At 39.8% G+C, this 25,664-nt stretch carries 27 protein-coding genes; 12 read left to right on the forward strand and 15 right to left on the reverse strand.

Annotation, left to right across the window (positions count from 1 at the left end; genetic code table 11):
- Nucleotides 1-16: 16 nt before the first annotated feature.
- The 3 genes from H6G28_RS05700 to H6G28_RS05710 form a co-directional block, all read right to left on the reverse strand.
- Nucleotides 17-781: an ABC transporter ATP-binding protein gene (locus H6G28_RS05700; RefSeq protein ID WP_242054456.1), complete on the reverse strand. Its 765-nt coding sequence runs from the start codon at nucleotides 779-781 to the stop codon at nucleotides 17-19.
- Nucleotides 782-895: 114 nt separating this feature from the next.
- Nucleotides 896-1,960, reverse strand: coding sequence for an ABC transporter substrate-binding protein (locus H6G28_RS05705; RefSeq protein WP_190669547.1), 1,065 nt, complete (start codon nucleotides 1,958-1,960; stop codon nucleotides 896-898).
- A gap of 30 nt (nucleotides 1,961-1,990) precedes the next feature.
- On the reverse strand, nucleotides 1,991-2,461 hold the full coding sequence (locus tag H6G28_RS05710) for a tetratricopeptide repeat protein (RefSeq protein ID WP_190589540.1): 471 nt from the start codon (nucleotides 2,459-2,461) through the stop codon (nucleotides 1,991-1,993).
- Nucleotides 2,462-2,896: 435 nt separating this feature from the next.
- Between H6G28_RS05710 and H6G28_RS05715 the strand changes: the two genes are divergently transcribed.
- The 4 genes from H6G28_RS05715 (at nucleotide 2,897) to H6G28_RS05730 (ending at nucleotide 7,618) form a co-directional block, all read left to right on the forward strand.
- A complete protein-coding gene (locus H6G28_RS05715) occupies nucleotides 2,897-4,156 on the forward strand; it encodes a GTP cyclohydrolase II (protein ID WP_190669549.1) in 1,260 nt (419 codons plus the stop codon).
- A 171-nt stretch (nucleotides 4,157-4,327) separates the two neighbouring features.
- The gene (locus H6G28_RS05720) at nucleotides 4,328-5,530 is read left to right on the forward strand and encodes a URC4/urg3 family protein (RefSeq protein WP_190669551.1); all 1,203 of its coding nucleotides are present in this window, start codon (nucleotides 4,328-4,330) and stop codon (nucleotides 5,528-5,530) included.
- Nucleotides 5,531-5,609: 79 nt separating this feature from the next.
- Entirely contained in the window at nucleotides 5,610-6,245 is a 636-nt protein-coding gene (gene upp / locus H6G28_RS05725) for a uracil phosphoribosyltransferase (RefSeq protein ID WP_190669553.1), read from the forward strand.
- Nucleotides 6,246-7,213: 968 nt separating this feature from the next.
- Complete coding sequence (locus H6G28_RS05730; protein WP_190669555.1) at nucleotides 7,214-7,618, forward strand: Na-translocating system protein MpsC family protein; 405 nt, start codon at nucleotides 7,214-7,216, stop codon at nucleotides 7,616-7,618.
- Here the strand turns inward: H6G28_RS05730 and H6G28_RS05735 are convergent.
- From H6G28_RS05735 to H6G28_RS05745, 3 genes are all read right to left on the reverse strand, one after another.
- Complete coding sequence (locus tag H6G28_RS05735; protein ID WP_190669557.1) at nucleotides 7,587-7,982, reverse strand: response regulator; 396 nt, start codon at nucleotides 7,980-7,982, stop codon at nucleotides 7,587-7,589. The genes H6G28_RS05730 and H6G28_RS05735 overlap by 32 nt on opposite strands.
- A gap of 325 nt (nucleotides 7,983-8,307) precedes the next feature.
- The gene (locus H6G28_RS05740; RefSeq protein WP_190669559.1) at nucleotides 8,308-9,240 is read right to left on the reverse strand and encodes an ABC transporter permease; all 933 of its coding nucleotides are present in this window, start codon (nucleotides 9,238-9,240) and stop codon (nucleotides 8,308-8,310) included.
- Between the two features lie 40 nt (nucleotides 9,241-9,280).
- A complete protein-coding gene (locus H6G28_RS05745; protein WP_190669561.1) occupies nucleotides 9,281-10,321 on the reverse strand; it encodes an ABC transporter permease in 1,041 nt (346 codons plus the stop codon).
- A gap of 6 nt (nucleotides 10,322-10,327) precedes the next feature.
- Between H6G28_RS05745 and H6G28_RS05750 the strand changes: the two genes are divergently transcribed.
- Entirely contained in the window at nucleotides 10,328-10,903 is a 576-nt protein-coding gene (locus H6G28_RS05750) for a Uma2 family endonuclease (protein ID WP_190669563.1), read from the forward strand.
- A 9-nt stretch (nucleotides 10,904-10,912) separates the two neighbouring features.
- On the opposite strand, the gene H6G28_RS05755 is transcribed toward H6G28_RS05750, so the two are convergent.
- The 7 genes from H6G28_RS05755 to H6G28_RS05785 are packed head-to-tail and all read right to left on the reverse strand — an operon-like array spanning nucleotide 10,913 to nucleotide 15,443.
- Nucleotides 10,913-11,584 carry a DUF1877 family protein gene (locus H6G28_RS05755; RefSeq protein WP_190589532.1) on the reverse strand — a complete coding sequence of 224 codons (672 nt, stop codon included), beginning with the start codon at nucleotides 11,582-11,584 and terminating at the stop codon, nucleotides 10,913-10,915.
- A gap of 11 nt (nucleotides 11,585-11,595) precedes the next feature.
- Entirely contained in the window at nucleotides 11,596-11,880 is a 285-nt protein-coding gene (locus tag H6G28_RS05760; protein WP_190669566.1) for a type II toxin-antitoxin system RelE/ParE family toxin, read from the reverse strand.
- Entirely contained in the window at nucleotides 11,877-12,098 is a 222-nt protein-coding gene (locus H6G28_RS05765) for a hypothetical protein (protein WP_190669568.1), read from the reverse strand. Before H6G28_RS05765 ends, H6G28_RS05760 begins: the two co-directional genes overlap by 4 nt.
- A 55-nt stretch (nucleotides 12,099-12,153) precedes the next feature.
- The gene (locus H6G28_RS05770) at nucleotides 12,154-12,345 is read right to left on the reverse strand and encodes a hypothetical protein (RefSeq protein ID WP_190589529.1); all 192 of its coding nucleotides are present in this window, start codon (nucleotides 12,343-12,345) and stop codon (nucleotides 12,154-12,156) included.
- The gene (locus H6G28_RS05775) at nucleotides 12,338-12,913 is read right to left on the reverse strand and encodes an ATPase (RefSeq protein ID WP_190589528.1); all 576 of its coding nucleotides are present in this window, start codon (nucleotides 12,911-12,913) and stop codon (nucleotides 12,338-12,340) included. Before H6G28_RS05775 ends, H6G28_RS05770 begins: the two co-directional genes overlap by 8 nt.
- A gap of 6 nt (nucleotides 12,914-12,919) precedes the next feature.
- Entirely contained in the window at nucleotides 12,920-14,383 is a 1,464-nt protein-coding gene (locus tag H6G28_RS05780) for an ABC transporter ATP-binding protein (protein ID WP_190669570.1), read from the reverse strand.
- Nucleotides 14,384-14,387: 4 nt separating this feature from the next.
- Nucleotides 14,388-15,443, reverse strand: coding sequence for a BMP family protein (locus tag H6G28_RS05785; protein ID WP_190669572.1), 1,056 nt, complete (start codon nucleotides 15,441-15,443; stop codon nucleotides 14,388-14,390).
- A 334-nt stretch (nucleotides 15,444-15,777) separates the two neighbouring features.
- Between H6G28_RS05785 and H6G28_RS05790 the strand changes: the two genes are divergently transcribed.
- The gene (locus H6G28_RS05790; protein ID WP_190669574.1) at nucleotides 15,778-17,850 is read left to right on the forward strand and encodes a glycoside hydrolase family 10-like protein; all 2,073 of its coding nucleotides are present in this window, start codon (nucleotides 15,778-15,780) and stop codon (nucleotides 17,848-17,850) included.
- Between the two features lie 263 nt (nucleotides 17,851-18,113).
- Here H6G28_RS05790 and H6G28_RS05795 read toward each other — a convergent pair whose 3' ends face one another.
- On the reverse strand, nucleotides 18,114-18,533 hold the full coding sequence (locus H6G28_RS05795) for a CAAD domain-containing protein (protein ID WP_190669576.1): 420 nt from the start codon (nucleotides 18,531-18,533) through the stop codon (nucleotides 18,114-18,116).
- Between the two features lie 514 nt (nucleotides 18,534-19,047).
- On the opposite strand from H6G28_RS05795, the gene fldA reads away from it, so the two are divergent.
- The 6 genes from fldA (at nucleotide 19,048) to H6G28_RS05825 (ending at nucleotide 23,800) form a co-directional block, all read left to right on the forward strand.
- Entirely contained in the window at nucleotides 19,048-19,560 is a 513-nt protein-coding gene (gene fldA, locus H6G28_RS05800; RefSeq protein ID WP_190588336.1) for a flavodoxin FldA, read from the forward strand.
- Nucleotides 19,561-19,688: 128 nt separating this feature from the next.
- Complete coding sequence (locus H6G28_RS05805; protein ID WP_190588337.1) at nucleotides 19,689-20,441, forward strand: alpha/beta fold hydrolase; 753 nt, start codon at nucleotides 19,689-19,691, stop codon at nucleotides 20,439-20,441.
- A 494-nt stretch (nucleotides 20,442-20,935) separates the two neighbouring features.
- The gene (locus H6G28_RS05810; protein ID WP_190669578.1) at nucleotides 20,936-21,970 is read left to right on the forward strand and encodes a chlorophyll a/b binding light-harvesting protein; all 1,035 of its coding nucleotides are present in this window, start codon (nucleotides 20,936-20,938) and stop codon (nucleotides 21,968-21,970) included.
- A 107-nt stretch (nucleotides 21,971-22,077) separates the two neighbouring features.
- Nucleotides 22,078-23,040, forward strand: coding sequence for a chlorophyll a/b binding light-harvesting protein (locus H6G28_RS05815; protein ID WP_190588339.1), 963 nt, complete (start codon nucleotides 22,078-22,080; stop codon nucleotides 23,038-23,040).
- A 118-nt stretch (nucleotides 23,041-23,158) separates the two neighbouring features.
- Nucleotides 23,159-23,443 carry a hypothetical protein gene (locus tag H6G28_RS05820; RefSeq protein WP_190588340.1) on the forward strand — a complete coding sequence of 95 codons (285 nt, stop codon included), beginning with the start codon at nucleotides 23,159-23,161 and terminating at the stop codon, nucleotides 23,441-23,443.
- A gap of 69 nt (nucleotides 23,444-23,512) precedes the next feature.
- Complete coding sequence (locus tag H6G28_RS05825; protein ID WP_190669580.1) at nucleotides 23,513-23,800, forward strand: DUF7219 family protein; 288 nt, start codon at nucleotides 23,513-23,515, stop codon at nucleotides 23,798-23,800.
- A 234-nt stretch (nucleotides 23,801-24,034) separates the two neighbouring features.
- On the opposite strand, the gene H6G28_RS05830 is transcribed toward H6G28_RS05825, so the two are convergent.
- Nucleotides 24,035-25,357 carry an MFS transporter gene (locus H6G28_RS05830; RefSeq protein WP_190669747.1) on the reverse strand — a complete coding sequence of 441 codons (1,323 nt, stop codon included), beginning with the start codon at nucleotides 25,355-25,357 and terminating at the stop codon, nucleotides 24,035-24,037.
- Nucleotides 25,358-25,664 lie beyond the last annotated feature (307 nt).

The following is a 25,664-nucleotide window of genomic DNA, read 5'->3' on the forward strand; positions in this document are numbered from 1 at the left end:
CCGCGTCCATCTGCGGTTAATTTATAGTTTCCGCTAAACAACGGGAAATCTTGCGGCAATATTCGTTATATAACAATGATGTCCGAAATTCTTCATCACGGGGATAAGGCACATCAATTGCGATATCCGCCACCACCCGCCCAGGATTTATCCCCATAACTAAGACGCGATTCGATAAATACACCGCCTCGTAAATATTATGAGTGACAAACACCACAGTCCAGTGATATTTCTGCCACAAATCTAATAAATCGCTGTTGAGTTTGCTGCGGGTAATTTCATCTAAAGCCCCAAAGGGTTCATCCATTAACAGAATGTTGGGTTGAGTAACTAACGCCCTAGCAATAGAAACGCGCATTTTCATCCCCCCAGATAATTGCCGGGGATAGCTATCAGCAAAATTTGTCAGTCCGACTAATGTTAAGGCTTGCTGGACTAAATTTTGGGCATCTTGCTTGGGTGTTCTCGCCAATTTTAGCGGTAGGCGGATGTTTTCTCTCACTGTTGCCCAGGGCATGAGGGCGGCATCTTGAAAGACAAAGGCTAATTTTCGCGCTGCTTGAGGTATGCCCCAATTGATGTTACCGGAACTAACTTTACCTAATCCGGCTATTAATCGCAATACTGTACTTTTACCGCATCCCGAAGCACCTACTAAGCTGATAAATTGCGCTTCGGGAATTGCTAAGTTTAGGTCTTGTAAGGCAACAGTGCCGTTAGCGTAGACCTTACTGATGTGACTTAGTGTAATCGTCGGATGATTATTCATTCTTGTGAACATAGACGCGCAAGCGGCTTCCCGCAGGGTACCGCAAAGGACGCAAAGGACGCGAAGTTATAAGAGTTTGAGAGAGTTCTTGCATAAGTCTTAATCTAGACTTGTCTCGCAATCCTATCACCTGCTGTAATACTCTATGCCTTTATTGACGAATTGCAAGGTGAAGGCATCTTTGTAGTTAACATTGGGTTTGTAAACCCCAGCCGTTACCAGACTATCGTAGAGTCCTTGCCAGCGTTCCTCACTCATTGACCCAATACCTTGCTTTTCGGCAGTACCAGAAGTAATAATCCCATATTCTTTGAGCTTTTGAATGCCGTAAGCTAGTTGGTCATCGGTCATTTCGGGGTTATCTTGTTTGATGAGTTGATTTCCGGGTTGGGGATTTTCCAGGTAGCTGTACCAACCTTTAATAGAAGCGTCAACAAATCGCTGGACTAAATCGGGATTTTTGTCTACTAGTTCTTTTTTGGTTTCGATGGTTGTGGCGTAGGTAGTGTAACCATAATCTGCTAGTAAAAAGACTGTGGGTTTAAACCCGCCTTGTTTTTCAATGGCGTAGGGTTCTGAGGTGATGTAAGCTTGCTGTGCTGAGGTTTTATCTGCCAGGAAGGGGGCAGGATTAAAGTTGTAGGGGCGTTTTTGGTCGTCGGTAAAACCATACTTGACTTTGAGAACTGGCCAATATGTGACGTTTGCTGCTGCTGAGATATAAATTGGTTTGCCTTTGAGGTCGGCAAGGGTTTTAATTGCTGGGTTGGGATGGGAGATCAGACATTGCGGGTCTTTTTGGAAGATGGCCGCGACGGTAATTTTGGGGATTCCTTGGGCAATGGCGTTAATGGCATCGATGCCATACCCCATAAAAAAGTCAACTGCACCCCCGACTAACAACTGAGTGCCGCTTGGTACTTGTGGGCCACCCATTTTAATGGTGACATCTAGACCATGCTTTTGGTAAATACCAGTAGCGATCGCTTGGTAAAATCCGCCATGTTCTGCTTGTGCATACCAGTTTGTCCCAAAGCTGACTTTATCTAACTGTGAACTTGAATTAGCTGGTTGGTTACTGTTGGTGCAAGCAGCAAGCAAGCCGCTACCCATACAGATGGAACCATACTGAATAAACTGGCGGCGACTAAAGCGATGAATCACTGTTGTTGTGGGTGGTAACGGATTCATAAGACCAAAGAATGTAATCAGACTGATGTTTTAACTGAGTCTGAGTGTACATTCTAAAATCAGTTTTTGATTGACTAAAGAATAAGGTTGAATTGCTAAAGCACGTTTAAAGGCTTTAATTGCATCCACATACTGACCAATAGCTGCATAGCATAAGCCCATACCATGCAGTGCGCCAAAATGCACTGGGTTGATTTGAATCACCATCTGACAGTCTGCCAGAGATTCTTTATATTTACCGAGACTGTAGTACAGAAAAGCGCGGCGATTCCAAGCTTCGGCAAAATCAGGCTGTTCTTGGATGAGTCTAGTCAACAGTGATTCCGCTTCCGTGGTTTTACCTGCATCCAGCAGTTTTTGGCTTTTGTCGATTTTTTCCAGACCGTGAATTCCCTTTTGCTGAAACCAGATCCGCCACAGTTTCTTGGTTGCTTTTTCCCGGACAGAAGCATTAGGGTTCTTCAAATCTTCAAGTAAAGAATTAATAGATAAAGAATCCATGAATTTGAGAGATTAGGAGATTAGTGTTTTTACCTTATTAATAACTTTCGCACAAAATTATCTCCTCAGTGACATTTAATGCCATCTTTAAATTTCTTCTACATTACTATGAATAAACAGCAAATTTTATGTTAGTAATTGTATTAACCAATACTGACAAATACGAAACTCTACATAATAGAGTTGTAAATAATTAGTCATTCAGAAACCGCACATCAAAAAACAGAAAACTTACTCAAGATACTTGACAACTACTGAGTTACTAATAAGTCATAAAAACATTACATAAATTCATGAATAATAGTTCCTGAATCGGATACGATATGGATTTTTCTCTGACATCAAGCAAAAATCCCAACTTTAGCATTCTCCAGCCCTAATTTAACTGTGGGGCAAATCCAAAATCTCCAATCTAAAATCTAAAATTTTATGACTATGCCAAAGCCAAATAGTGTTTCCCGGCATATTGTTTTAACATCACATCCAAGTCGTTTCGGCCCCAAGCCAATACCCATCAACTGGGGCGGAAGTGAACCGATGGAACGTGGCCCGGTAATTGCAACGTTGACGAACCAAGGCCATCGCAATGTAATTGGGACTCATTCGGGCGGATATGCGATTTATCGGGCTTTAGCGGTGGCGAGTGGCGCTTTACAAACAGACCACCGCGCTGATTTAACGAATACTTCCCCAATTGAGCAAATCGGCCCCCATCCTAGCTGGGCTGACCCTGATAAAATTGTCTCACTTGATCCCTTGGGAGCGATCGCCCCAGAGGTTTTTTCTGCCTATTTACAGCAGGGTTACGATATCCGCCCAACAATTGCCATTACCAAGGCACATATCAATATGCCGGAACTGCAAGAGGCGGTGGCGAAAGGGCGCTTGCAGGTGGATGGACAAATTATGAAACCTGGCAGTGATTTGGTGGTGACGAAAGCAGCCCTTGAACCAGTGTGGTATTTACCTGGAGTTGCTAAACGCTTTGGTATTACTGAAGGCGATTTACGCCGCGCCTTGTTTGAACAAACTGGGGGGATGTTCCCCGAACTAGTAACACGTTCTGATTTAGAAGTATTCTTACCGCCCATTGGGGGTTTAACTGTATACATTGTGGGGGATATCACCGCAATTACCGACCCCAGTAAACTTGTGGCTGTGCGGGTACATGATGAGTGTAATGGTTCTGATGTCTTTGGTTCAGATATTTGTACCTGTCGGCCTTATTTAGTCCACGGGATTGAGGTATGTGTCCAAACTGCCCAAGAAGGCGGTGTGGGAATTATTGTCTACTGTCGCAAAGAAGGGCGGGCTTTGGGCGAGGTGACGAAGTTCTTAGTATACAACGCCCGGAAGCGTCAGGAAGGAGGCGATCGCGCTGATGCCTATTTTGCCCGGACAGAATGCGTCGCGGGTGTCCAAGATATGCGCTTTCAGGAACTCATGCCCGATGTGTTACATTGGCTGGGCATTACCCGCATTGACCGGATGGTGTCGATGAGTAATATGAAATTCAATGCCATTACTCAGTCTGGGATTGAAATTGTTGAACGCATTGCGATACCGGAAGATTTGATTCCCCAAGACGCGCGGGTGGAAATTGAAGCCAAGAAGGCTGCTGGTTATTACACTACGGGGGATGTGTTAGATACGGATGGTTTGGCGGAGGTGAAGGGACGTTCTTTGGAAGTATGAAGTGTGAAGTCTGAAGTCTAAAAAGTGGCGTTGCATTATCACTTTCTTGTGGGATGGGCTTCTAGCCCGTCCGTTAATTTTAAGATGTGAGAGTGTTCAGATCCCCGACTTCTCAAAAGAAGTCGGGGATCTCGTAACCCCTCAGAATTTATGGCATTACAGGGGTGAAGGGTGGAAAAAATTGAGTATCTTCGTTCGCCCAGGGCGATAAGAGAAAGGTGTGGGCAAATTTTGGCGCTGGTGAATGAGGGGAAGTCGCCTTACTTTACTTGTGATTTGTCGCAGTTGGGAAAAGTGGCAGATTATGTAATTGAGGTGATGCGGGGTGAGTATCCCGATTTCAATATTCCCTTTCACAGTCGGTGGCGACATTTTGAGGCGCAGAATATACCGCGTTTGGCAAAGTTAAATAATTTGTTAGCAGGACTAACGCCTTTGCAACAAGCCATTGCTAAATTTGATTTGGCAATTGTGAGTGTGTTATTAGATGCGGGGGCGGGGGAGAGTTGGCGTTATCGTGAACAGTCAACGGGTTTGAGTTTGGGACGTTCTGAAGGGTTGGCTATTTCTAGCTTGGAGATGTTTTGTCAAGGGGCGTTTTCGCTTTCAGGTTTACCCCAAGTGGATGCTTTAAAATTACTCAGGTTAACTGAGGCGGAATTAGCAACAGGGTTTCAGGTTAGTACTGAAAATCCATTGGTGGGAATTAGTGGGCGATCGCAATTATTACAGAGATTGGGGCGAGTTGTAATTGCTTTCCCTCATTTATTTGGCGAAGAAAACCCGCGCCCAGGTAATTTAGTGAATTATCTTGTCAGTAAGTCCCAAAATGGGCAGTTAGCAGCAACAACAGTATTCAGTGCTGTACTTGAAGGGTTGAGTGATATTTGGCCAGGAAGATTAACCATTGCTGGTGTTAATCTTGGTGATGTTTGGCAACATTCTGCTATTAGTGATGATGGGTTAGTACCATTTCACAAACTTTCCCAATGGTTGACATATTCTTTATTAGAACCATTACAAGAATTAGGTTTAATTATTACTGATTTAGATGCACTAACGGGATTACCAGAATATCGGAATGGTGGTTTATGTCTCGATTTAGAATTAATTAACTTAAAAGACCCAAATATTTTGCATTCATCTCATTCTGTCAGTTCTGAATTAATCATTGAATGGCGGGCTTTAACTGTAATGTTATTAGATGAAATAGCAGCTAACATCCGCAAAAAGTTAGGAATGAGTGTTGCAGAACTACCTTTAGTAAAAATTCTCCAAGGCGGAACCTGGACAGCCGGACGCAAAATAGCCGCAGAACTCAGAAAAGGCGGTCAACCCCCTATCCAAATCGACAGTGATGGGACAGTATTTTAATTTTAATAGTCATTAGTCATTTGTCCTTTGTGGAAATGGCAAATAACTAATGACCAATGACCAATAACTAATAACCAAAATGCAAAATCAAGTCACCGTTATTGACCATCCCTTAATTCAACATAAACTAACTTTGATGCGGAAGGCTGAAACTAGCACAACGAAATTTCGCAACCTCCTCAAAGAAATTAGTCTGTTGTTAGGTTATGAAGTAACGCGCAATTTACCTCTAAAATATGAAGAGATTAAAACACCCCTCGCCCCAATGAATGCACCTGTGCTTGCACCGGATAAAAAGCTAGTGTTAGTTTCTATCATGCGGGCGGGACAAGGTATTTTAGATGGGATGTTGGAGTTAATGCCATCAGCCAGAGTGGGACATATTGGTTTATACCGCGACCCCAAAACCTTAATTCCCATTGAATATTATTTCAAAGTTCCCCACGATGTTGAACAACGGGACATGATTGTTGTTGACCCAATGTTAGCCACGGGAAATTCTGCTGTTGCGGCTGTAGACAGGCTAAAATCCACTAACCCGTTATCAATGAAGTTTGTTTGCTTATTAGCAGCCCCAGAAGGGTTACAACATTTTTGTACTGTTCATCCTGATGTACCGGTTTACACTGCTGCTATTGATGAGTATTTAGATGAACATGGTTATATTATTCCCGGTTTGGGCGATGCAGGCGATCGCTTATTCGGCACAAAATAAAATTTTGACTTTTTTTGATGCTCTCTAAATATATCTTTCGACAGAGAGTAAGCAATTAGTTTATTGATTATTGTTGTAGGATCTAAGTCTTCAAAATTCAGAGTAGGTAAATCCCTAAAGCCTTACACCCATAGGACTTACGCAAGAACCCTCTCAAATCCTCTTAACTTCGTGGCCTACCCTGCGGGAAGCCGCTATCGCGTCTATGCGCTCTTTGCGGTTCGTTTTTTCATGATTTTGCGTAATACCATTTCACTCTAAACATGATACAGATAGGCAAGCAGCGCCTCGACTCCGCTCGGCGACCGGAAACAAAGGTGTAGAGGAAGTGATTTGTATCAGTAATTTCGTGAATTGGTATAAGTCCTGACCCACTCTTGATTATGTGCTGTGTGTAAACAAATATTGATAATCATAAATAAATATTAATTTATTTATATCATCTGAAATTTACAACTTGATATATGGTGGACATCTCACCTATATATATGTTCTGAAATGAGTTATCAAATGCGATCGCTATAATCAGTTAGTTAATGCTGAACAAAGAATATTACTAAAAGTGGCAAGTTTTTTTAAAACTGGATTTCTTAACCAAAAAAACTTTGATGGGCTGCTTTATTTTATCAAAAAAAGTACAGCTTTTGACGACAAACTTAACTTGTTTCGGAGAAAATCTGCTCCTGATTATTTTTTGCTGTTCACCATTAATACTGTGATTGACATAGCTCATTTTTAAGTGATAATAGCTAAGGCTATAATCGCTATATAAATTTTTTATTGTTTATCATGAGGAGTTCTTTTAGCCAAATTAAATAGTGAAAAAAATATGATTTAATCTCATCTTGATTGTTTATATAGAATGGTATATATAATATGTATAGATATTATGTTAGTTATTAATCTTAATTTTATTTAAGCCAGACTCAACTAACTCAAGCACTAGAGTGTAAACACCAACAAAAATAATGTCATACCCCACTATTGGACAACTTGAAAGAGAAATTGCACAACGAATTAGTGCTTTGTATTATGAACAAATAGGGCAACGTCCTAGCCAAGTTGTATGTCATTTTTTTGATACGGAATTGGTGATTTCTCTAGAAAAATCAGCTTCGTTAGTAGAATTAACATTAATCTCTGGCGGTTATGAAAACTTAGCTGAACAAGTCCGCTTATTTTTAGACAAAATCATTAAACGTCAACTACAAATTTTACTAGAAGAAATTATTGGTAAGCCAATAGTTGATTTGATGACTAATACAAATTTAGCTACCGGAAGAACTGGAATAATTGTGATTTTACAACAGTTGCCAGAAGTGCGGAATCCTGAGTCTATCCCTAAAGCAAACTTGAAGAATTTAGCTGAGTGAAACGACCAGTCAAAACGGTATCTAGTTTATGCAAATTATATGGTTTTGTTAGATAAGTATCTGTACCTGTTAAAAAGAGACGTTCGGAGTTTTCTTCCAAATACCAAGGAATAACTGCAATAATGGGAATTTTGGCAGTTTTTTTATCTTGTTTGAGGAAATCAATAACTTGACCGCCAGTAATATCAGAAATCATCATATCTAAGATGATTAAATCAGGTTGATGTGTTTGCGAAAGTATCAAAGCTTTGATTCCTTGTTTGGCGCAAATACAAGAATAGCTTAATGCTTTGAGATGATAATTTAGGAGTTCTAAATTGTATATATTTTCTTCGACAACTAAAATTAGTGGCTGTCCGTTCATAAACAACAAGTCACCTTTAAATTAAAGATTACCTAAGCAAAATTATGAATTTTCATTCAAAGAACGACACCAATAATAGTGAGGTCATTCTAGTAAATATTTGACAGTTTACGAGGTTATCTTTACAAGGCTGTATGCGGCTTGAAATAAACTAGCTCGTGTATGACCCACTAGGTTGATTGTCTATGCTGAAGTTAAGGGTAGACAATGACAAGCCAGTGGCAATATCAAGCAAACATCATGACTAAAAGTGTACATTCCTTCTAGAGTGATATGCAAGTGTAGCAGGTATCAAATTTTCTAACCACTGTTATAGGATTTATTGTCATTGATGATTTTCGGGAAAATAATTAACTCCTAAAGCCTTTGGTGGTGAAGCTTTACCAGCTAATCCCAACAATGCAAATAAAGCGATCGCATAAGGTAACATAACTAGAAACTGGTAAGGAATATTAACACCCAAAGCTTGGATACGTAATTGTAAAGCTTCCGTCGCGCCAAACAATAAACAAGCCAAAGCACTACCTATAGGATGCCATCTACCAAAAATTAAAGCAGCGATCGCAATAAAACCTCTACCTGCACTCATCCCTTCACTGAAAAATCGAATCTGCACCAAGGCGAGATACGCACCGCCTAAACTCGCCAAACAGCCACCCAGCACCACCGCACAGTAACGCACCATTGCAACTGATATCCCAGATGTCACCGCCGCCTGGGGATATTCCCCCACCGCCCGCAAAGTTAAACCAAAGCTGGTATGAAATAAAACATATACACTAACAGCAATTAAAAATAGCAGTAAATAGACAAGAATATCTTGCTGAAACAATAACACGCCCAAGACTGGGATATTTGCCAAACCTGGAATGATGATAGGTGTAATTCCTGGTAATCTTTGGGTACTAGCACCGTGAAACACCAACCGCGCGAAAAACGCAGTTAACCCACCAGCCACTAAATTAATTGCTAACCCCGACACTAACTGATCAACTCTTAAAGTTACACACAAAAAAGCGTGGAGTAAACCCACCACACCCCCAGCCATGACAGCCGCAAGCACACCAAGCCAGACATTGCCAGTGTAAAAAGTCGCCACCGCACTAGTAAAAGCACCTGTAAGTAACATTCCTTCTAAGGCAATATTCAACACTCCCGAACGTTCAGAATATAATCCGCCCAAGGATGCAAAACTCAGGGGGACAGCGAGGTGTAAACTGGCGACTAGGTAATCAGAGAAGAAGTTAAGGTTATTCATTGGATTTTTTAACGCGGAGTATCGCAGAGTTTTCTTAGCGTTAAGCCTCAGCTTTCCTTTGGGTTTCTACCGCGAGACTAATAGCAACAAATAACACAGTCAAACCTTGAATAGCATAAACTACGGTAACTGGAACTCCGGCGCTACGTTGCATTACATTCGCACCACTACGCAAGGCGGCGAAAAATAAGGAAGTTAACACTACACCGCCAATATTACCGCGACTTAGAAACGCGATCGCAATGGCATCAAAACCATAACCAGGAGAAACTTGTTCAAATAAGCGATATTTCAACCCCATCACTTCAGTTGCACCTGCTAACCCAGCCAAACCACCAGCTAACGCCATGACTAACATAATGGTACGTTCCACCGACATACCAGCATAACGGGCAGCAATCGGGTTTAATCCGACGGCGGTGATTTGGTATCCTAGGGGCGATCGCCCTAACAAAACCCATAATATAATTGCTGCTATTAACGCCAAGATAATTCCCGCATGGGCAAGACTCCCCGGTAAAATAATCGGTAACTGGGCAGACTTAGCAATTAAAGGTGAATAAGGACTAGGTGCGGCTGGTGCTTTTAAAGGATTTTGTACCAAATAGCTAACCAAATTCACCGCAATATAATTCAGCAGCAAAGTTGTAATAACTTCATTCACTCCCCGCACAGCTTTCAAATAACCAGGTATCCATCCCCAAACCGCACCAAAAATAAATCCGGCGCACAAAGCCAAGGGAATGTGAATAATTGCGGGTAATCCTTGCACATATAGACCAATTAAAGCACTTCCCAAGGCACCCAGATAAATTTGTCCTTCGCCACCGATATTAAATTGACCAGCCTTTAATGCAACTAACACTCCTAAACTAGTGAATAATAGGGGTGTCATTTTGGTGAGAGTGTTACCAAAACCAAAGTAATTGGCAAGTGACTCTTGAAATAAGGCTGTGTATGCGGTGATAGGGTTTGCGCCTGCAAAGATGATGAGAATAGCACCAACCATCAGGGCAGAGGTAATTGCTATTAGCGGTGATAAAATTGGTAGCAGGGATTGAATGCGATTTATTTTGGTCATGATGTGATGATTGCCAACCCTCAACCTCAAAAAATGAGTATCGAGCAATATCTCGATTGGGAACCTCTACAAGAATACCGCTATGAATACGTTAATGGCGAAGTTTTTGCCATGACTGGCGGTACAATTCCTCACAATGATATTGCCTTGAACATCTACCGAGCATTGTATCCTCATTTACGTGCTAGAGGTTGTCGCATCAACGTTGCCGATGTCAAGGTACAGGTAAATCTTAACAGTCCATACTACTATCCTGATGTCGTAGTCAGTTGTGATTCACGAGATTTAAATGCTCGCAAATTTATCCAATATCCAAAGATAATTGTAGAAGTTCTTTCTCCTGGTACAGAAGCAAAAGATAGAGGCGAAAAGTTTGCTTTTTATCGTAATATGCCAAGTTTACAAGAATATATCTTAGTGGAATCGGAAAAAATCAGCGTAGAATTTTATCGTCGCGGAGAGGGTAGAATGTGGCTCTATTCTCCCTATACTATTGGTGAAGATATCATTATCGAAAGTGTTGATTTTAGCTGTGGAATTGATTTAATTTATGAAGGTGTGAGTTTTGACATCGAGAAATAGATTTAACCACTAACCAAAATCAAGAAACATTGCGTTTCCTTTATCCGCAGCATCTTGGTAATATTTCACCAAGGGATGATATGTGTAATCAAATAAATGATTGTAGCTATCTTCCGGTAATCCTCTAAATTTTAATCTCTGTTTGATTTCATCCATAGAAAAATCTGATAAAGCCTTGGCTATCTGTTGAACTTCATCAACGCTAAAATAATACAATGGATAGTCACCATCATCATATTCAATTCCTTGACTGGGGCTGACAGCCCTAATTAAAGGAAGATTATCGGCTGGATTTTTACTTACAACTAATTTAGATAAATTAAATTCTTCATCATAAAAGTCATATCCAGTAAGTAAGAAATTGATTGCTTGCCAAGTTTTATCTAAGTCTAAATACTTACTTTTGCCTTCATTAATAATTAAAGGAATATCATCCTTCATCTTTTCAAATTTTTCTGGTTTGTGCGTGACTAATTTATCTAATCCTTCTTGTACATAATTAGTTGCCTCATTAAACCACTCCATATCATCAATATCATTTGGGTCTATTGTAAATTCTTTCCAAAATGGTGAATCGTCCAAGTATTGTGCGTCTAAAAATATACCTGCTAACTCAGAATAATTTTTTATTTTCTCCAATATATAGGGAGATATTTGTTTGATTTGTAATGTAGTTCCCATTAGTTTCTGACTCAATAAACTTCATCATGAGTGCCAATATCGATTAGCACAATCATGTCTTCGTCATTATCAGGATTAGGCTGAAATGTGTAAATAATACGGCAATCATACTCCACCCAACAAGCCCACAATCCCTCTAAATCACCTTTTAATTTATGTGATTTTAAACTATGTGTAAATGGATCAGCTACAAGTAATTCCAAAACCTCAAATATTTTCTCTTCTAAGCGCGGATTTTTACGAATCACTCTTTTAAAAGCACGCTTAAAGCTACTATCCCAAACAAGAACTCTCATTCTTCACTTAGCAAATCAGCACGCAGATCATCAAGATTACCATGCTTGGCTGCACCTGTTCTCATTGCTTCTAGGGTTTGTATAGCATTCGACGCAATTTCTTTACGCCGTTGTTCAATGCGTCTTTTAGCAATCAATTCTAGTAGTAAATCTTGCTCTTCCGTTGAAAGAGATTCTACATATTCAATGACTGTCTGAAAAGATATAGGGTTAATCATTGAAAGTTTTTATATAGTTAAAAAAGCTTACTCATACTCATTATATAACATTTACCTATTGATTTAAATTATTTTGTTGATGCTGAACTGCTGGGATTTGATCAGCAGTTAAAGTTATAACTTTTCCATCTCGCATAATACTAATTGATTGCCCAAGCTTGCGATGTCGTTCAATAGCGGATGCAATTGCAGCTTTTACGCCGGCATCAATTTTGCTAGATAAAAGTTCTAATTCTGGTTTAACCATTTTTATCCCCTCTGATTTGAGTTAAAATTGCATTTTCATAAATCATAACTTCTTCACCATAACGATACTCAGCTACTAGCTTAGTCTCATTACTAGAGTTATCATAGATAATCCAGCGATCGCATAACGGTAAATATAAAGAAATGAGATTTTTCTTACCCCTTTCATACCTTCTACGTATCACCTCTTCTGGAATTGAATGTCCACCACTGGTAACTCTTTGTGCTACCCTTTCTATAGCTAAATCTACACTTCGTAACCAAAAGTATATTAAGTTAACTGTATAGCCTTTGTTCTTACATTCATTTATAAAAGGTACAAAAGTTCTCGCACTTAAGGTGGTTTCAAAGGCAAAATCACTGCCAGAATTAGACAGAGTTTGTAGTCTGGTAATCATTAATTTTCCTGCTTCTATAGCCATTGAATCAGGATTTAATGGAGATAGCCCAGCAGCAATAGAATCTGCATTTACGTACTCAAAGCAGTCTAAAAAATTCGGCAATAAACTCATTGCAACAGTTGTTTTTCCTGAACCATTTGCACCACCAATTATGTAAAGATTTGGCATTTTACTTTATAGTTTTCCCCCAGCCATTAATAAACCAATTTCTTCCACTGTTGCTGTCTGTGCGTCTAAAATAGCAACGAACTTACCTCTGTAGATTACGGCAATGCGATCGCTCATCGCCATGATTTCTTCTAACTCAGTAGAAATATACAATATCGCCGCACCGCGATCGCGTTCTGCTAACAACTGTAAATGTACCGCCGTCATCGCCCCCACATCTAACCCTCTGGTGGGTTGCATAGCGACAATTAAATCAGGTTCACCCGCCAGTTCTCGCGCTAATATTACTTTTTGCTGATTTCCTCCCGAAAGTTGACTAACTTGAATATCTTCTCCTGTAGCGCGGATATCGAATGTTTGCATTGCAGCTTGGGCATGATTTTTGATGACTGCTGATTGTAAGAGATAATTACGACAAAATGGGATTTTTTTAAAAGCTTTTAAAATTAAGTTTTGAGCAATGCTAAATTGCAATATCAAACCTATCTTTTGTCTATCTTCAGGGATATAAGCAATCGTTGAATATTTTTTTAACTCAATTTTTCCTTGCTTAATTTTACGTAATCCTGTAATTGCATCTGCTAATTCTCTTTGTCCATTGCCATCAACACCCGCAATTCCTAATATTTCCCCGGCGCGTAGTTCAAATGACACATCACCCACAGCATAAATATTTCTATCATCTGGAACTTGTAAATTCTCTACCGTCAATACTATTTTTCCTGGTAAAGCAGGTGATTTATTAACTTGTAAATCAACTTCATACCCTACCATTAATTCTGCTAAATTTTGCGGTGTGATAGCCTCAGTAGTGGTTGTGGCGACTACCTTTCCTCGGCGTAATACTGTGACGGTATCACAGAGTTTAATTACTTCCTCTAATTTGTGACTGATAAAAATAATCGTGTTACCAGCAGCAGCTAATTGCCGTAAAATTCCAATCAATGAATCAACTTCTGGTGGTGTTAAGACGGCGGTTGGTTCATCGAGAATTAAAAGTTTGGCTTGGCGGTAAAGAACTTTGAGAATTTCGACACGCTGTTGTATTCCCACTGGTAAATCTTCTACCTTGGCACAGGGGTCAATTTCTAACCCATAAGCTTGAGATAAAGCCGCAATTTCCTGATATTTTTGTTGCAAATTTAAACGCCAGCTATTTTCCCAACCCAAGATAATATTTTCGGTAACAGTCAACTGAGGTACAAGCATGAAATGTTGGTAAATCATGCCAATACCAAGTTTTGTAGCAGTATTAGGCGAGGTAATTTTTACTGGTTTATCTTGTATATATATCTGCCCAGTATCAGGCTGAGATAAACCACTGATCATCTTCATTAAAGTGGTCTTACCTGCACCATTTTCACCTAAAATTGCATGAATCTGACCAGAATTTACACTCAAGCTAATGTTATCGTTAGCAACAAATGAGCCAAAACGTTTAGTGATATTTTCTAAGCGTAAATATGTCATTTATTTATGCTGATACTTTTTTCACACAACGAGTATTTTTACCATCTGCTTGGCAATTCTCAAAGGTGATTTTTTTATCAATAATTTCTTGTCTGACTTTCAGGACATTATTTTTAACTTGCTCAGGAATACTAGCGGTAAAGTTGCCTAAGTTCAAAATATCAGGTCTTTCTAACCCGATAGAATATATCTGTCCTTTTAACTGTTTTTGCTGGGCTAACTCTGCTAAGTAAGTTATGGCTAAATCTAATCTTTTAACTGCACTAGTTAACACTGCTTTGGGCGCAACATCTAATTGGTCTTTGGTATTACCAAAGGCATAAACCCCTTTATCACTGGCTGTTTGCAAAACTGCGGGTGAGGCGCTATCTAACCATTGATAAATCACATCTGCACCCGCAGAAATTAAAGCGAGTGTGGCTTCTTTTGCTTTGGCGACATCATTCCAATCGCCTGTAAATGTGGAAACAATTTGCATATTTGGTTTAACTGATTTTGCACCTAATTCAAAGCCGCGTAATTCTTCTTGAGTTGCTTGAAATTCTTGCCCAGCAATGTAAGCTAATTTATTAGATTTAGTCATAGCAGCCGCAATAATCCCGCACAAATAGCTACCTTGTAAGTGATCTATGCGTAAAGATGCAATATTTTCACCTTTCACATTTCCATTCACACCCACAAAAAATGTATTAGGAAATTGTGTCGCCACTTGTTCTATTGCTGCATCAAATTGTCCGCCGTGGGCAAAAACTAAATTGTAACCTTTACGCGCAAAATCCGTTAAGACTTCTGTTTGATCAGCTTGGGCGACTTGTTCTATATATGCGATTTCTGCACCTAGTTTTTGTTTGACTAGGTTTACGCCTTCATAGCCAGACTGATTCCAGGCTTTATCGGTGATGACTCCAGGGAGAGCGATCGCTATTTTAAATCCTTCAGCGCCACTACTCGCTGTTGGTGTCTGCGGTTGGTTACTACTACAAGCTTTCAGTAGCAAACTGGTAGCAAAGGTAGCTGAACCAAATACCACAAATTGACGGCGACTCAAATTTAGCGTCATACACTAGCCTTTTGATTGATTCATGTTCAATACTAAATTACTCGTAATTGTTCTAATAAACACCACAGTTAACCTGGATTTCTCTCTTGTGAGAAATCCAGGGGTGTGGGAGGGGTGGGAAGTGTGGGAGGATGGTGAAAAAATCTTTCCCCCCACACTCCCCACACTCCCCTCTCTCTCCACACCCGCTACCCATACGTGAGAAATTCGGGTTAACGCCAACTGTCGCCCCAGTGCAGAAAATGTTGCCAAATATGAAAATTTCTGCAAAAGTCCGGGAGGAATTGCGATCGCGCTGTTAGAATCCAGCCAAGCAAACTAATGGCAATCAACAATGGTCTCTACTACTGCACGCTTCTCAGACACTCAAAACCATTGGGCGCGTCCGTTTATTGAAGCCTTAGCAGCGCGGCGCATTTTAAATGGCTATCCCAACGGTACTTTTCGCCCCGATAACTCAGTAACTCGTGCTGAATTTGCGGCGATTGTTGCAGCAGTTTTTACAGTCCCAGTCAAGCGCCAATATACTCCGTTTGTTGATGTTCCGGCAAATAACTGGGCTGCAAGCGCCATCCAAAAAGCTTACGAAACAGGGTTTTTAACCGGCTACCCTGATAAATATTTTCGTCCCAGTAATCGCATTGCTAGGGGTGATGTTTTAGTTTCTCTAGTCAACGGTTTAGACATAGCAGCAAAAATCAAACCCGACTTAGTAAACCAACTTTCACAAATTTATCAAGACGCAGCTAACATTCCTGGTTATGCTAGAAATCAAATTGCTTTAGCTACGAGTGCAGGTTTTGTTGCTAGTTTCCCCAATATTAAATTACTCAATTACGCTACAGCTGCAACTCGCGGCGATGTGGCGGCGATAGTTTATCAAGCTTTAGTTTATTTGGGTAATGCTCAAAAGATATCTTCTGTTTATCTTGTAGTTCCACCAACCACAACACCAACACCCACGCCCACACCCACGCCTACACCAATACCCACTCCCACACCTAGACCCCCCGTATCTAGTACTGTGAAAGTCAGCCATACACGCGAGTTTCGTGGGGCTTGGGTAGCGTCGGTGTGGAATAGTGATTGGCCTTCTAAGGCGGGACTTTCAACAGCACAGCAAAGGTCAGAATTTTTAGAAATTGTCAACCAATTACAAGCACTGAATTTCAACGCTTTGATTTTGCAAGTGCGTCCTGAAGGTGACGCTTTGTATGCTTCGGAATTAGAACCTTGGAGTGCTTGGATTACTGGAACTCAAGGCAGAGCGCCCGAACCATTTTATGATCCTTTAGAGTTTGCGATCGCTGAATGTCACAAACGCAATATCGAAGTTCACGCTTGGTTTAACCCTTACCGCGCCAAAACTAGCATCAAAGGTTCTCCCAATGTCCGCCCCCACATCGCACTTACCCATCCAGAAGTAGTTTATCAGTGGGGCAATCAACTGTGGATGGACCCTGGCTCAAAAATTGTTCAAGATAGAGCCTACAATGTCATTCTTGATGTTGTGCGGCGCTATGACATCGATGCTATTCACTTAGATGATTATTTTTATCCCTATCCCATCCAAGGACAATCTTTTCCTGATAATAAAACCTACGCCGCATACAGAGCCGCAGGCGGTTTATTAAGTTTAGATGATTGGCGACGGGAAAATGTCAATCAAATGGTGTTGCGGCTTTCGGAAGGAATCAAAACAACCAAGCCTTATGTCAAATTTGGGATTAGTCCATTTGGAATTTATCGCCCCGGACAACCTGCGGGAATCACTGGTTTAGATGCTTACAGTGTACTGTATGCTGATTCACGCAAATGGTTAGAACAAGGTTGGATTGATTATTTAGCACCGCAACTTTATTGGCGAATTGACCAAAGCAAACAAAGCTATCCCGCACTACTGCGATGGTGGACAGAAATTAATTCTCAGCAGCGACATATTTACGCCGGAAATAATCTCGGTCAACTAGATGGTAAAGCTTGGAAAGACGATGAAATTGACAAACAAGTCAAAATTTCCCGCAACTTAGCCAGCAACTTATCTCTAGGAAATATTTTCTTTAGTATGAGTGCGATTAATCAAAATCGGCGCGGTATTGCTGACCAATTTAAAAGTTCTCTTTATTCTAGACCTGCAATAGTACCTGCTATGCCTTGGCGGAGTGCAGCCCAAGTTACCCCTCCCCAAGCCTTGCAATTTAAAGATGGTAAACTGAACTGGCAACCAGGAGATAATCAGCCTGTCAGGTCTTGGACACTTTACCGCCAAAGTGGTGATAGTTGGACTCTTCAGCGTGTTTTATCTGCTGGTACAACCTTCGCCACCGTTCAACCTGGAACTTATGCTGTTTGTGCAGTTGATAGGTTAGCGAATGAGAGTTTAGGCGTAGTGATTACGGTGAGTTAATCATATTTAGCAGTTTTGTTTTATGAATAGATAGGGGGAAAGGGGAGACAAGGAAGACAAGGGAGTCGCAATGAAACAAGCTTCATAGCCAAGTATGAAAGTGGGACTAGCATTTTTACTCAGCACTCAGCACTCAGCACTCAGCACTCAGCACTCAGCACTTTTAAAGGAGAGGAGTATTGATAATTTAAAAAATACAATAATCAAGCGATGCGTTAGGCTGAAGCCCTAACGCATCCTACTACTTCAGACTTCAGACTTCTTCAATCTCCTAAAACTTGGGCTGTTAAAGCGCGAATTTCTGCCCACAATTCTTGGCGAGTAGAAGCTTGTAAAAGATAACGCAATACAAACCAAGTCGAGTAAACAATGCCAATTAACTCTAACGTTGGTTCTAACAGGGGCAGGTCATTAATGGCATTGAGTATGGCGATCGCAACTCTCAGTGTAACAGTAGCTGCCAAAACTACAACTACAGCTATCAAAGGCAATTGGTATGCCTGCCAAAAACGATTTAAATTATCAGGGAACTGCTCTAAAAACTGAGATACTTGCTGCCATTGCGTCTGAGATTTACCCGCAGGTGGTAGCTTTGGTAAGTTTTGTGTATCTACACCTTCAATGGCGACTGTACTTGTTGAAGATGTCACATCTATAGAATGAAATTCTTGTTCGAGTGCCATATTTTTAGAATGTTACTAATCACAAAAATTGTACTATGGCGATTTTTGGTTAGATAAAGTCTACCTCATCCAACCAAGAACTACTATAGCAGTTTAAAACAAGGGTGTAGGTGTAAAAAAAACAGGGGAGAGAGAGGGGAAAGATTTCTTCCCACACCTCCCACCCTTCCCACACCTGGATTTCTCACAAGAGAGAAATCCAGGCGTATACACGCCAGTCCGATTCATCTTGCATTTTTACAAAAATTTTTTGCTTTTACTGACAAACTATCTCAATAAATCTGATAAGATATGCTCAAAGCTTATTGAATATATATCTCAATAAGTTTGGCAATTATATAGCTAACATCAGATATGGCATCCAAAGTCCAGAAGCTTTAGCCAAATAAGATGCAAAACTGCTTTATGTCTGTTGAGAACAACAGACATAGTTTATTTTGCTGCAAATATCATCGCTAAGAACTAGATATTTGTTGATGATCAATAGTAAACTTTCTCAATATTGGGGTTGAAGATGTCGCAAAAAATTGGCTTATTCTACGGTACTCAAACAGGTAAGACTGAATCTGTGGCGGAAATCATTCGGGATGAGTTTGGTAATGGTGTAGTTACACTACACGATATTTCTCAAGCGGATACTGTTGATTTTGAAGAGTATCAATATCTGATTATTGGTTGTCCTACTTGGAATGTTGGTGAATTACAAAGTGATTGGGAAGGCTTTTTTCCCGAACTAGACGACATAAATTTTAGTGGTAAAGTAGTTGCTTATTTTGGAACTGGCGACCAAATTGGATATGCTGATAATTTTCAGGATGCAATGGGAATTTTAGAAGAAAAGATTTCTCAACGCGGAGGAAAAACTGTCGGCTATTGGTCAACTGACGGTTATGACTTTAACGATTCTAAAGCTTTAAAAAATGGCAAATTCGTCGGGTTAGCTATTGATGAGGATAATCAATCTGATTTAACAGATAAACGGATAAAAGATTGGGTATCCCAGTTAAAAAGAGAGTTTGGTTTGTAGTGTGAGTATCAGAATTTAGGGCAGGAATTACGCACATATATAGACAATTTTGGTGCGTAATTTCTGATCCTGACAGTTTATATACCTGATGATTGAATGTCATAAATCTTTGAGGTTATAGAGTTTTTATGTATGATGATATTGATGTTGTATGGATTAGTTCTAGTCCTGTATTGCAGCGTTTCGATCAACCCTTATTACAATACATCTCGCAATATGTAAATGTAGCTCAGTGGGAATATCGTTCCGGTAAAGATGAAGGCAGTTCCATAGATGAGGCTGTAGATTTATTGGATGAGTTTTTATCAGCATGTGCTTACCCAATAAATTTAGCAGGTCATGGTGCGGGTGGTGCGATCGCGCTGACCTATGCGCGGCGATATCCCGAAAAAGTGCGATCGCTTGTGCTTTTATCTGTCGCCTCTCAACCTGCAAACACTTGGCATGTCCACTATTATCTGCAACGACAATTATTTCCTATCAGTCGTGAACAGATATTAGCAAATACCGTTCGTCATCTATTTGGTGAACAACCACATAACACTACCAAAAAACTAATCGCCGTATTAAAGAGAGACTTAGAGCAAACACCTTTATCCCACTCTCTATTTAAGTTAATTGACTTACCTACAGGTGGCGTTTCTATGCCAATGATGGTTTGTGGGAGTCAGAATGATCCGATTGTCAATTCCCCAACATTAGAAAAATGGTTGAAAATGTTTAAACCAGAAGATGATTTCTGGGAATATTCCAAAGGATATCATTTCTTTCACTACTTCTACCCCCAGCCAGTTGGAGAAGCCATATTACGCTTTTGGCAACCATATCATTCACCAATCATAGCTAAAACTCAACTATTTTCTATCACTTTGAAAAATTAACCACAGACACTTTATTTATTCTCCAAACTTTATCAAACAAACTTCTCTCTCTTGTCTCCTTCCTCTATTTCCCAAATAGAACCTCCGTACATACTCTAGGGTCATAAATACTTCCCTAGTTAATTTTTATCTAACATTTAGACAGCGACAAAATCAACTCTTGTCGTCTGTTTTTTGCTGTTTAATTACTCCTAATTTCTAATTGTTAAGTTTTGTAATACCTCTTGCTATTAAGAATAATTTTCAATAAATTAGATTTGTCAGCAACAAACCAACTATTAACTTCAAGCTTAAAATTCTCTCTAGTACAGGTTGGCGTAAATAAACAGACCATAAGAAATTGCTCAAAGGCTTGTGGTATCAATATTCCTTCTTTTTCCTTTTGCCCTTTGACTTTTGCCTTGTTGTATCGGTTATTGTGTCAACTGTTGAACTTTGAAGTTAATTAGTCACTACTTGAGTATTTCTAGCAACAAATTATAGATTAGAAACCAATGCAGACATACGATAATCCCAACGTCAAATATGGTTGGTGGGTTGGTAACGCCCGCTTTGCCAATCTCTCTGGCTTATTTATCGGCGCACACGTAGCCCAAGCCGCACTTTCGATGTTTTGGGCAGGGGCATTTACATGGTTTGAAATCTCTCGTTATAAGCCGGAAATTCCGATGGGAGAACAAGGACTCATCCTGCTTCCCCATTTAGCTACTTTGGGTATTGGTATTGGTGCAGGTGGTCAGATAGTCGATAGCTACCCTTATTTCCTCATCGGAGCCTTGCATTTAATCTCGTCCGCCGTTCTGGGAGCAGGTGCGCTATTTCATACCTTCAAAGCACCACGCAACTTAAAAAATACAACTGGTTCTGCACGTAAATTTCACTTTGAATGGAATGATCCTAAACAACTTGGGTTGATTTTAGGTCATCATCTTTTATTTTTGGGTGTAGCGGCTTTATTACTAGTTGGCAAAGCTATGTTCTGGGGAGGGCTATACGACTCTGTAACTCATACTGTCAGAGTCGTTACGAATCCTACCCTCAACCCGTTGGTTATCTATGGCTATCAAACTCATTTTGTAGATGTTAATAACCTAGAAGACTTAGTTGGTGGTCATATCTATGTAGGTTTAATCCTCATTGGTGGCGGGATCTGGCACATTATTCAAGAACCTTTACCTTGGGCGAAAAAGCTCTTAATCTTTTCTGGAGAAGCAATTCTTTCTTACTCTTTAGGTGGTATTGCCTTAGCTGGATTTGTTGCAGCTTACTTCTGTGCTGTCAACACCTTAGCTTATCCTGTAGAGTTTTATGGTGCGCCCTTAGAACTGAAACTGGGTGTTACTCCTTATTTTGCCGATACTGTTAAGTTAGCCAATGGCGATTTTAGTTCTAGAGCATGGTTAGCTAACGCCCACTTTTTCTTAGCTTTCTTTTTCTTACAAGGTCATTTGTGGCACGCCCTAAGAGCTATTGGTGTTGACTTTAAAGAAGTTGAAAAATCATTGAATGCCATTGGCAGTATTGAATAATCAGTCGTCAGTTGTCAATTGTTGACATCGATCTCTGAGTGATAAGGATCAGTTTAACGTGCTGAGTCTATACAAACTCAGCACCTTTCTCAAGAGGACAGATAACAGTGGTAATTTCTACTGATAAAACCTTTGCAACCAATACAAAATTAGCTTGGTTAATTGGTAATTCCCGTTTAACCGATTTATCTGGTCAATTATTAGGCGCTCATCTGGCTCATGCAGGATTAATTATGTTTTGGGCTGGGACAACTACTATCTCAGAAGTTCTGCGCTTTGTTCCTGATCTTCCTATGTATGAACAAGGTTTGACTTTATTACCACACTTAGCAACTTTAGGTTGGGGAGTAGGTGCTGGGGGTAAAGTAGTTGATACCTATCCTTATTTTGTAATTGGTGTATTGCATTTAATTGCATCTGCGGTTTTAGGTGCAGGTGGACTATTTCATGTATTTCGCGCCCCAGCGATTTTACACAACAACGGTGGCAGAACTGCAAGATTTCACTATGAATGGAATGACCCTAAACAATTAAGTTTAATTTTAGGACATCATTTAATTATTTTAGGTTTAGGGGCATTCTTACTTGTGATCAAAGCCATGTTTGTTGGTGGTATTTATGATACTCATTTAGGTGATGTCAGCCTAATTAATAACCCGACTCTCAACCCTATTGTAATTTTTAGTTATTTAGTAGGGTTAAAAAATCATGCTTGGCATCCTTTAGGAATAGCCAGCGTTGACAACCTAGAAGATGTCATTGGCGGTCATATCTGGATTGGAGGAATTTTAATTCTGGGTGGTATCTGGCATATTCTCCTACAGCCATTTGCTTGGGTCAGAAAATTTTTACCAATCAAAAACGGGGAAGAAATTCTAGCTTACAGTTTGCTTGGTTTAGCTTTAATGGCTTGGATTTCTGCTAGTTTTGTGGGATATAACACTACAGTTTTCCCCACAGAGTTTTACGGTTCAGAACGTTTTGTGGCAACAACTACCCAATTAATTCTCGGAGTCTTAGCCTTTGTTGGCTATGTTTGGCACAGTTGGAGAGCGCGTAGCATTTCCTAATTATTTCTATTTTCCTCTTTCCTCAACATTAGCTATTCTCATGTTCCTTCCTTTGCCTACGGTTGAATTCTTGAACTGTAGGCAATTTCTTAAAACTTTTTTGGAGTAATAAATAGCGATGGCTATAATTTTATGTGCCTTATTAGCCTGGACAATCATGGTTTTATTATTTTGGAGTGTGTGGACAACTCTCGAAAAAGGAATTAGTTTTTTGTGGAGGTTACATCAAATTCCTTGTCATAAGTGCGAGTTTTTTACTAATGACTATCGGCTTAAATGTACAGTACACCCAAAGAAAGCTTGTTCTGAACAGGCGATTAGCTGTCTTGATTTTGAGCCAAAAACGGCTGCTTGTAATGCTTGTCAATCAGGGCGCATTTGGAAGTTAGATAAAAAAGGCTGATCAGCAAATTAATTTTGTATGTGTAGAACTTGGAAAACTGCGTATTTAACCTATTCTTAATTGACTCTCATGAATACTAACTCTGATTTTTTGGCTGAATTATGTGACTTTCTCTATCCTCGTAATCCATATCATGGACAATTAAAAGCAGAGAATATAACGTTCAATGCACATCTACAAAATTTTTCTCAACGAGTTAACTATATTTGTAGTTTACAAACAGAAGGGAAAATTTCTGCTGAAGACGCTTACAAACAAATTCACCAACTTTGGAAGCAATTGAAACAAATCAAGAAATCTCTAGAAATTGATTGTAGGACAGAAGGCGGTGGTTCGGCTACGCTCACCAACCGTTAGGCTACGCTCACCAACCGAAGGTAAAAATAAACCCCTCAGACTGAAGTCTGGAGCTATACAAACAAAGCCTGCATTCGCAGGCTAATACACAATGATTTCTGACTCAGTGCGATATATTGAGCCACTATAGCAGTCTTAGTTGGTGTGTGAATAACAAAGACAAGGGAGACAAGGAGGAGGGGATAGACAAGGGAGAGGAAGGTTTATAAATCATTTAGGATTGCTATACAATCCTCATTCAGCAGATACTTTTTCTTCATAGTCGGGTAAAATCTTTTCCAAATTTCGGAGCAGTGGCACACTAAATCCCGCTAACCCTACCAAAAACATACACACCGCACAAATTACATATAACATTGCCAGTCCCCCAGCCGTACCAGCCCCGAATATTCCTCCCAAAATATCCGCTATGCTACTTTCCTGAGTAAACGCAGGGATAAATACTTTATCTGCTAGGGGGCCAGCAACCAAAACGGCAACAGCTGAAGCTAATTGTAAAAGCAAAGAGCGTGCAGCAAAAACCCTTCCTTGCACATTAGGAGCTACTTTAGATAACCAGATTGCGTTATCGGCGCTTCCACCGGCTGTAAAACTTAAAGAACACAAAAATTGTGGAGGAATCCACACCCACAAAGTTCGACCTAAGCCAAATACTATTTTTGTTAAACCAACACCCATCATTCCCAGTAAAATACCTCTAATTTTGTCTTTGAAACCTCCCCACTTATTCACAATTAAGGCTCCCAACACACCACCAAATCCTGCGGCTGTGATTAAGTTACCCAGCACTAAAGTATCATTACCTGTGCGGGCGAGAATCATGGGTATGTAAAGTGAACCTCCTAGGTCGTGGGCAAAGAAAAATAATAAGTTAATGACTAATAGTAATAGAAGGCTTTTGTGGGCAGTCAGGTAACGCACACCATACCCTAAATTTTGCCAAAAATCTTCTTGTTTTTCTGCTGTTTGGCTAGGCTGGAGAATAGGTATAAATAAAATAGTGGAAATGGCAACAATAAAAGTGGAAATATCAATTAGCCAAATGCCAAATAAACCAATTACTTTATAAAAATATCCTGCTAAAGCAGGCGCAATAATAATTGCACTGTGATGAGATAAAAACTCAAGACTGCTGGCACGAGTATAGTGTTGTTTAGGTATCATTAATGATACTGATGCAGAGTAAGCTAAATATTGAAATTGGCTAAAAGTACCTACAAAAGCTGCTGCCACATAAAGATGCCAAATTTGTAATAAATTGTTGATATATAAAAATAGGAGGGTAATAGTTGCAAGAACAGCAACAGTATCACCAAACATCATTAATAATTTCCGGTTATAACGGTCTACAATTATACCGCTAATGGGAGTAATAATAATGCTAGGAAGTAAGCTAAAAAAGCCTACGAGAGCGAGAGTAGTTGCTTGTCCAGTGGTTTCCCATGCCCAAATTTCTAAAGCAATGCCGGTCATTTGGCTACCAATCCCCGAAACTAGTTGACCTAGCCAAATAATGAGAAAGTTTCGTAGGCTGGTGTTAGTTGGTTGTTCTGACATTAAATTTGACATTATAATTATTGGGTTACTGGGAAATAGAAAATGAGTTTTTGAGGAAGGAGTGATTCCTCATAAATTAGTGTTTAAAATCATGAATCAATCAAGATGTTATACCATTTTGGATTTTAGATTGGGTAAGGGTTGATCGGTAAGCTTTTGAGCCATCAATCTGTCGCAATCATTTTTTAATTTTGTATTAGATATGAATTTTGATATAGCAGTCTGATATGTGAATAACTGAGACAAGGTGAATAAGGTAGAGAAATGTTGATCAGTTATTGCTGATTACTATATTTTTATAGTGCTA

Origin of the sequence: Nostoc sp. FACHB-190 (genome assembly GCF_014696905.1) — a bacterium.
GTDB lineage: Bacteria > Cyanobacteriota > Cyanobacteriia > Cyanobacteriales > Nostocaceae > Nostoc_B.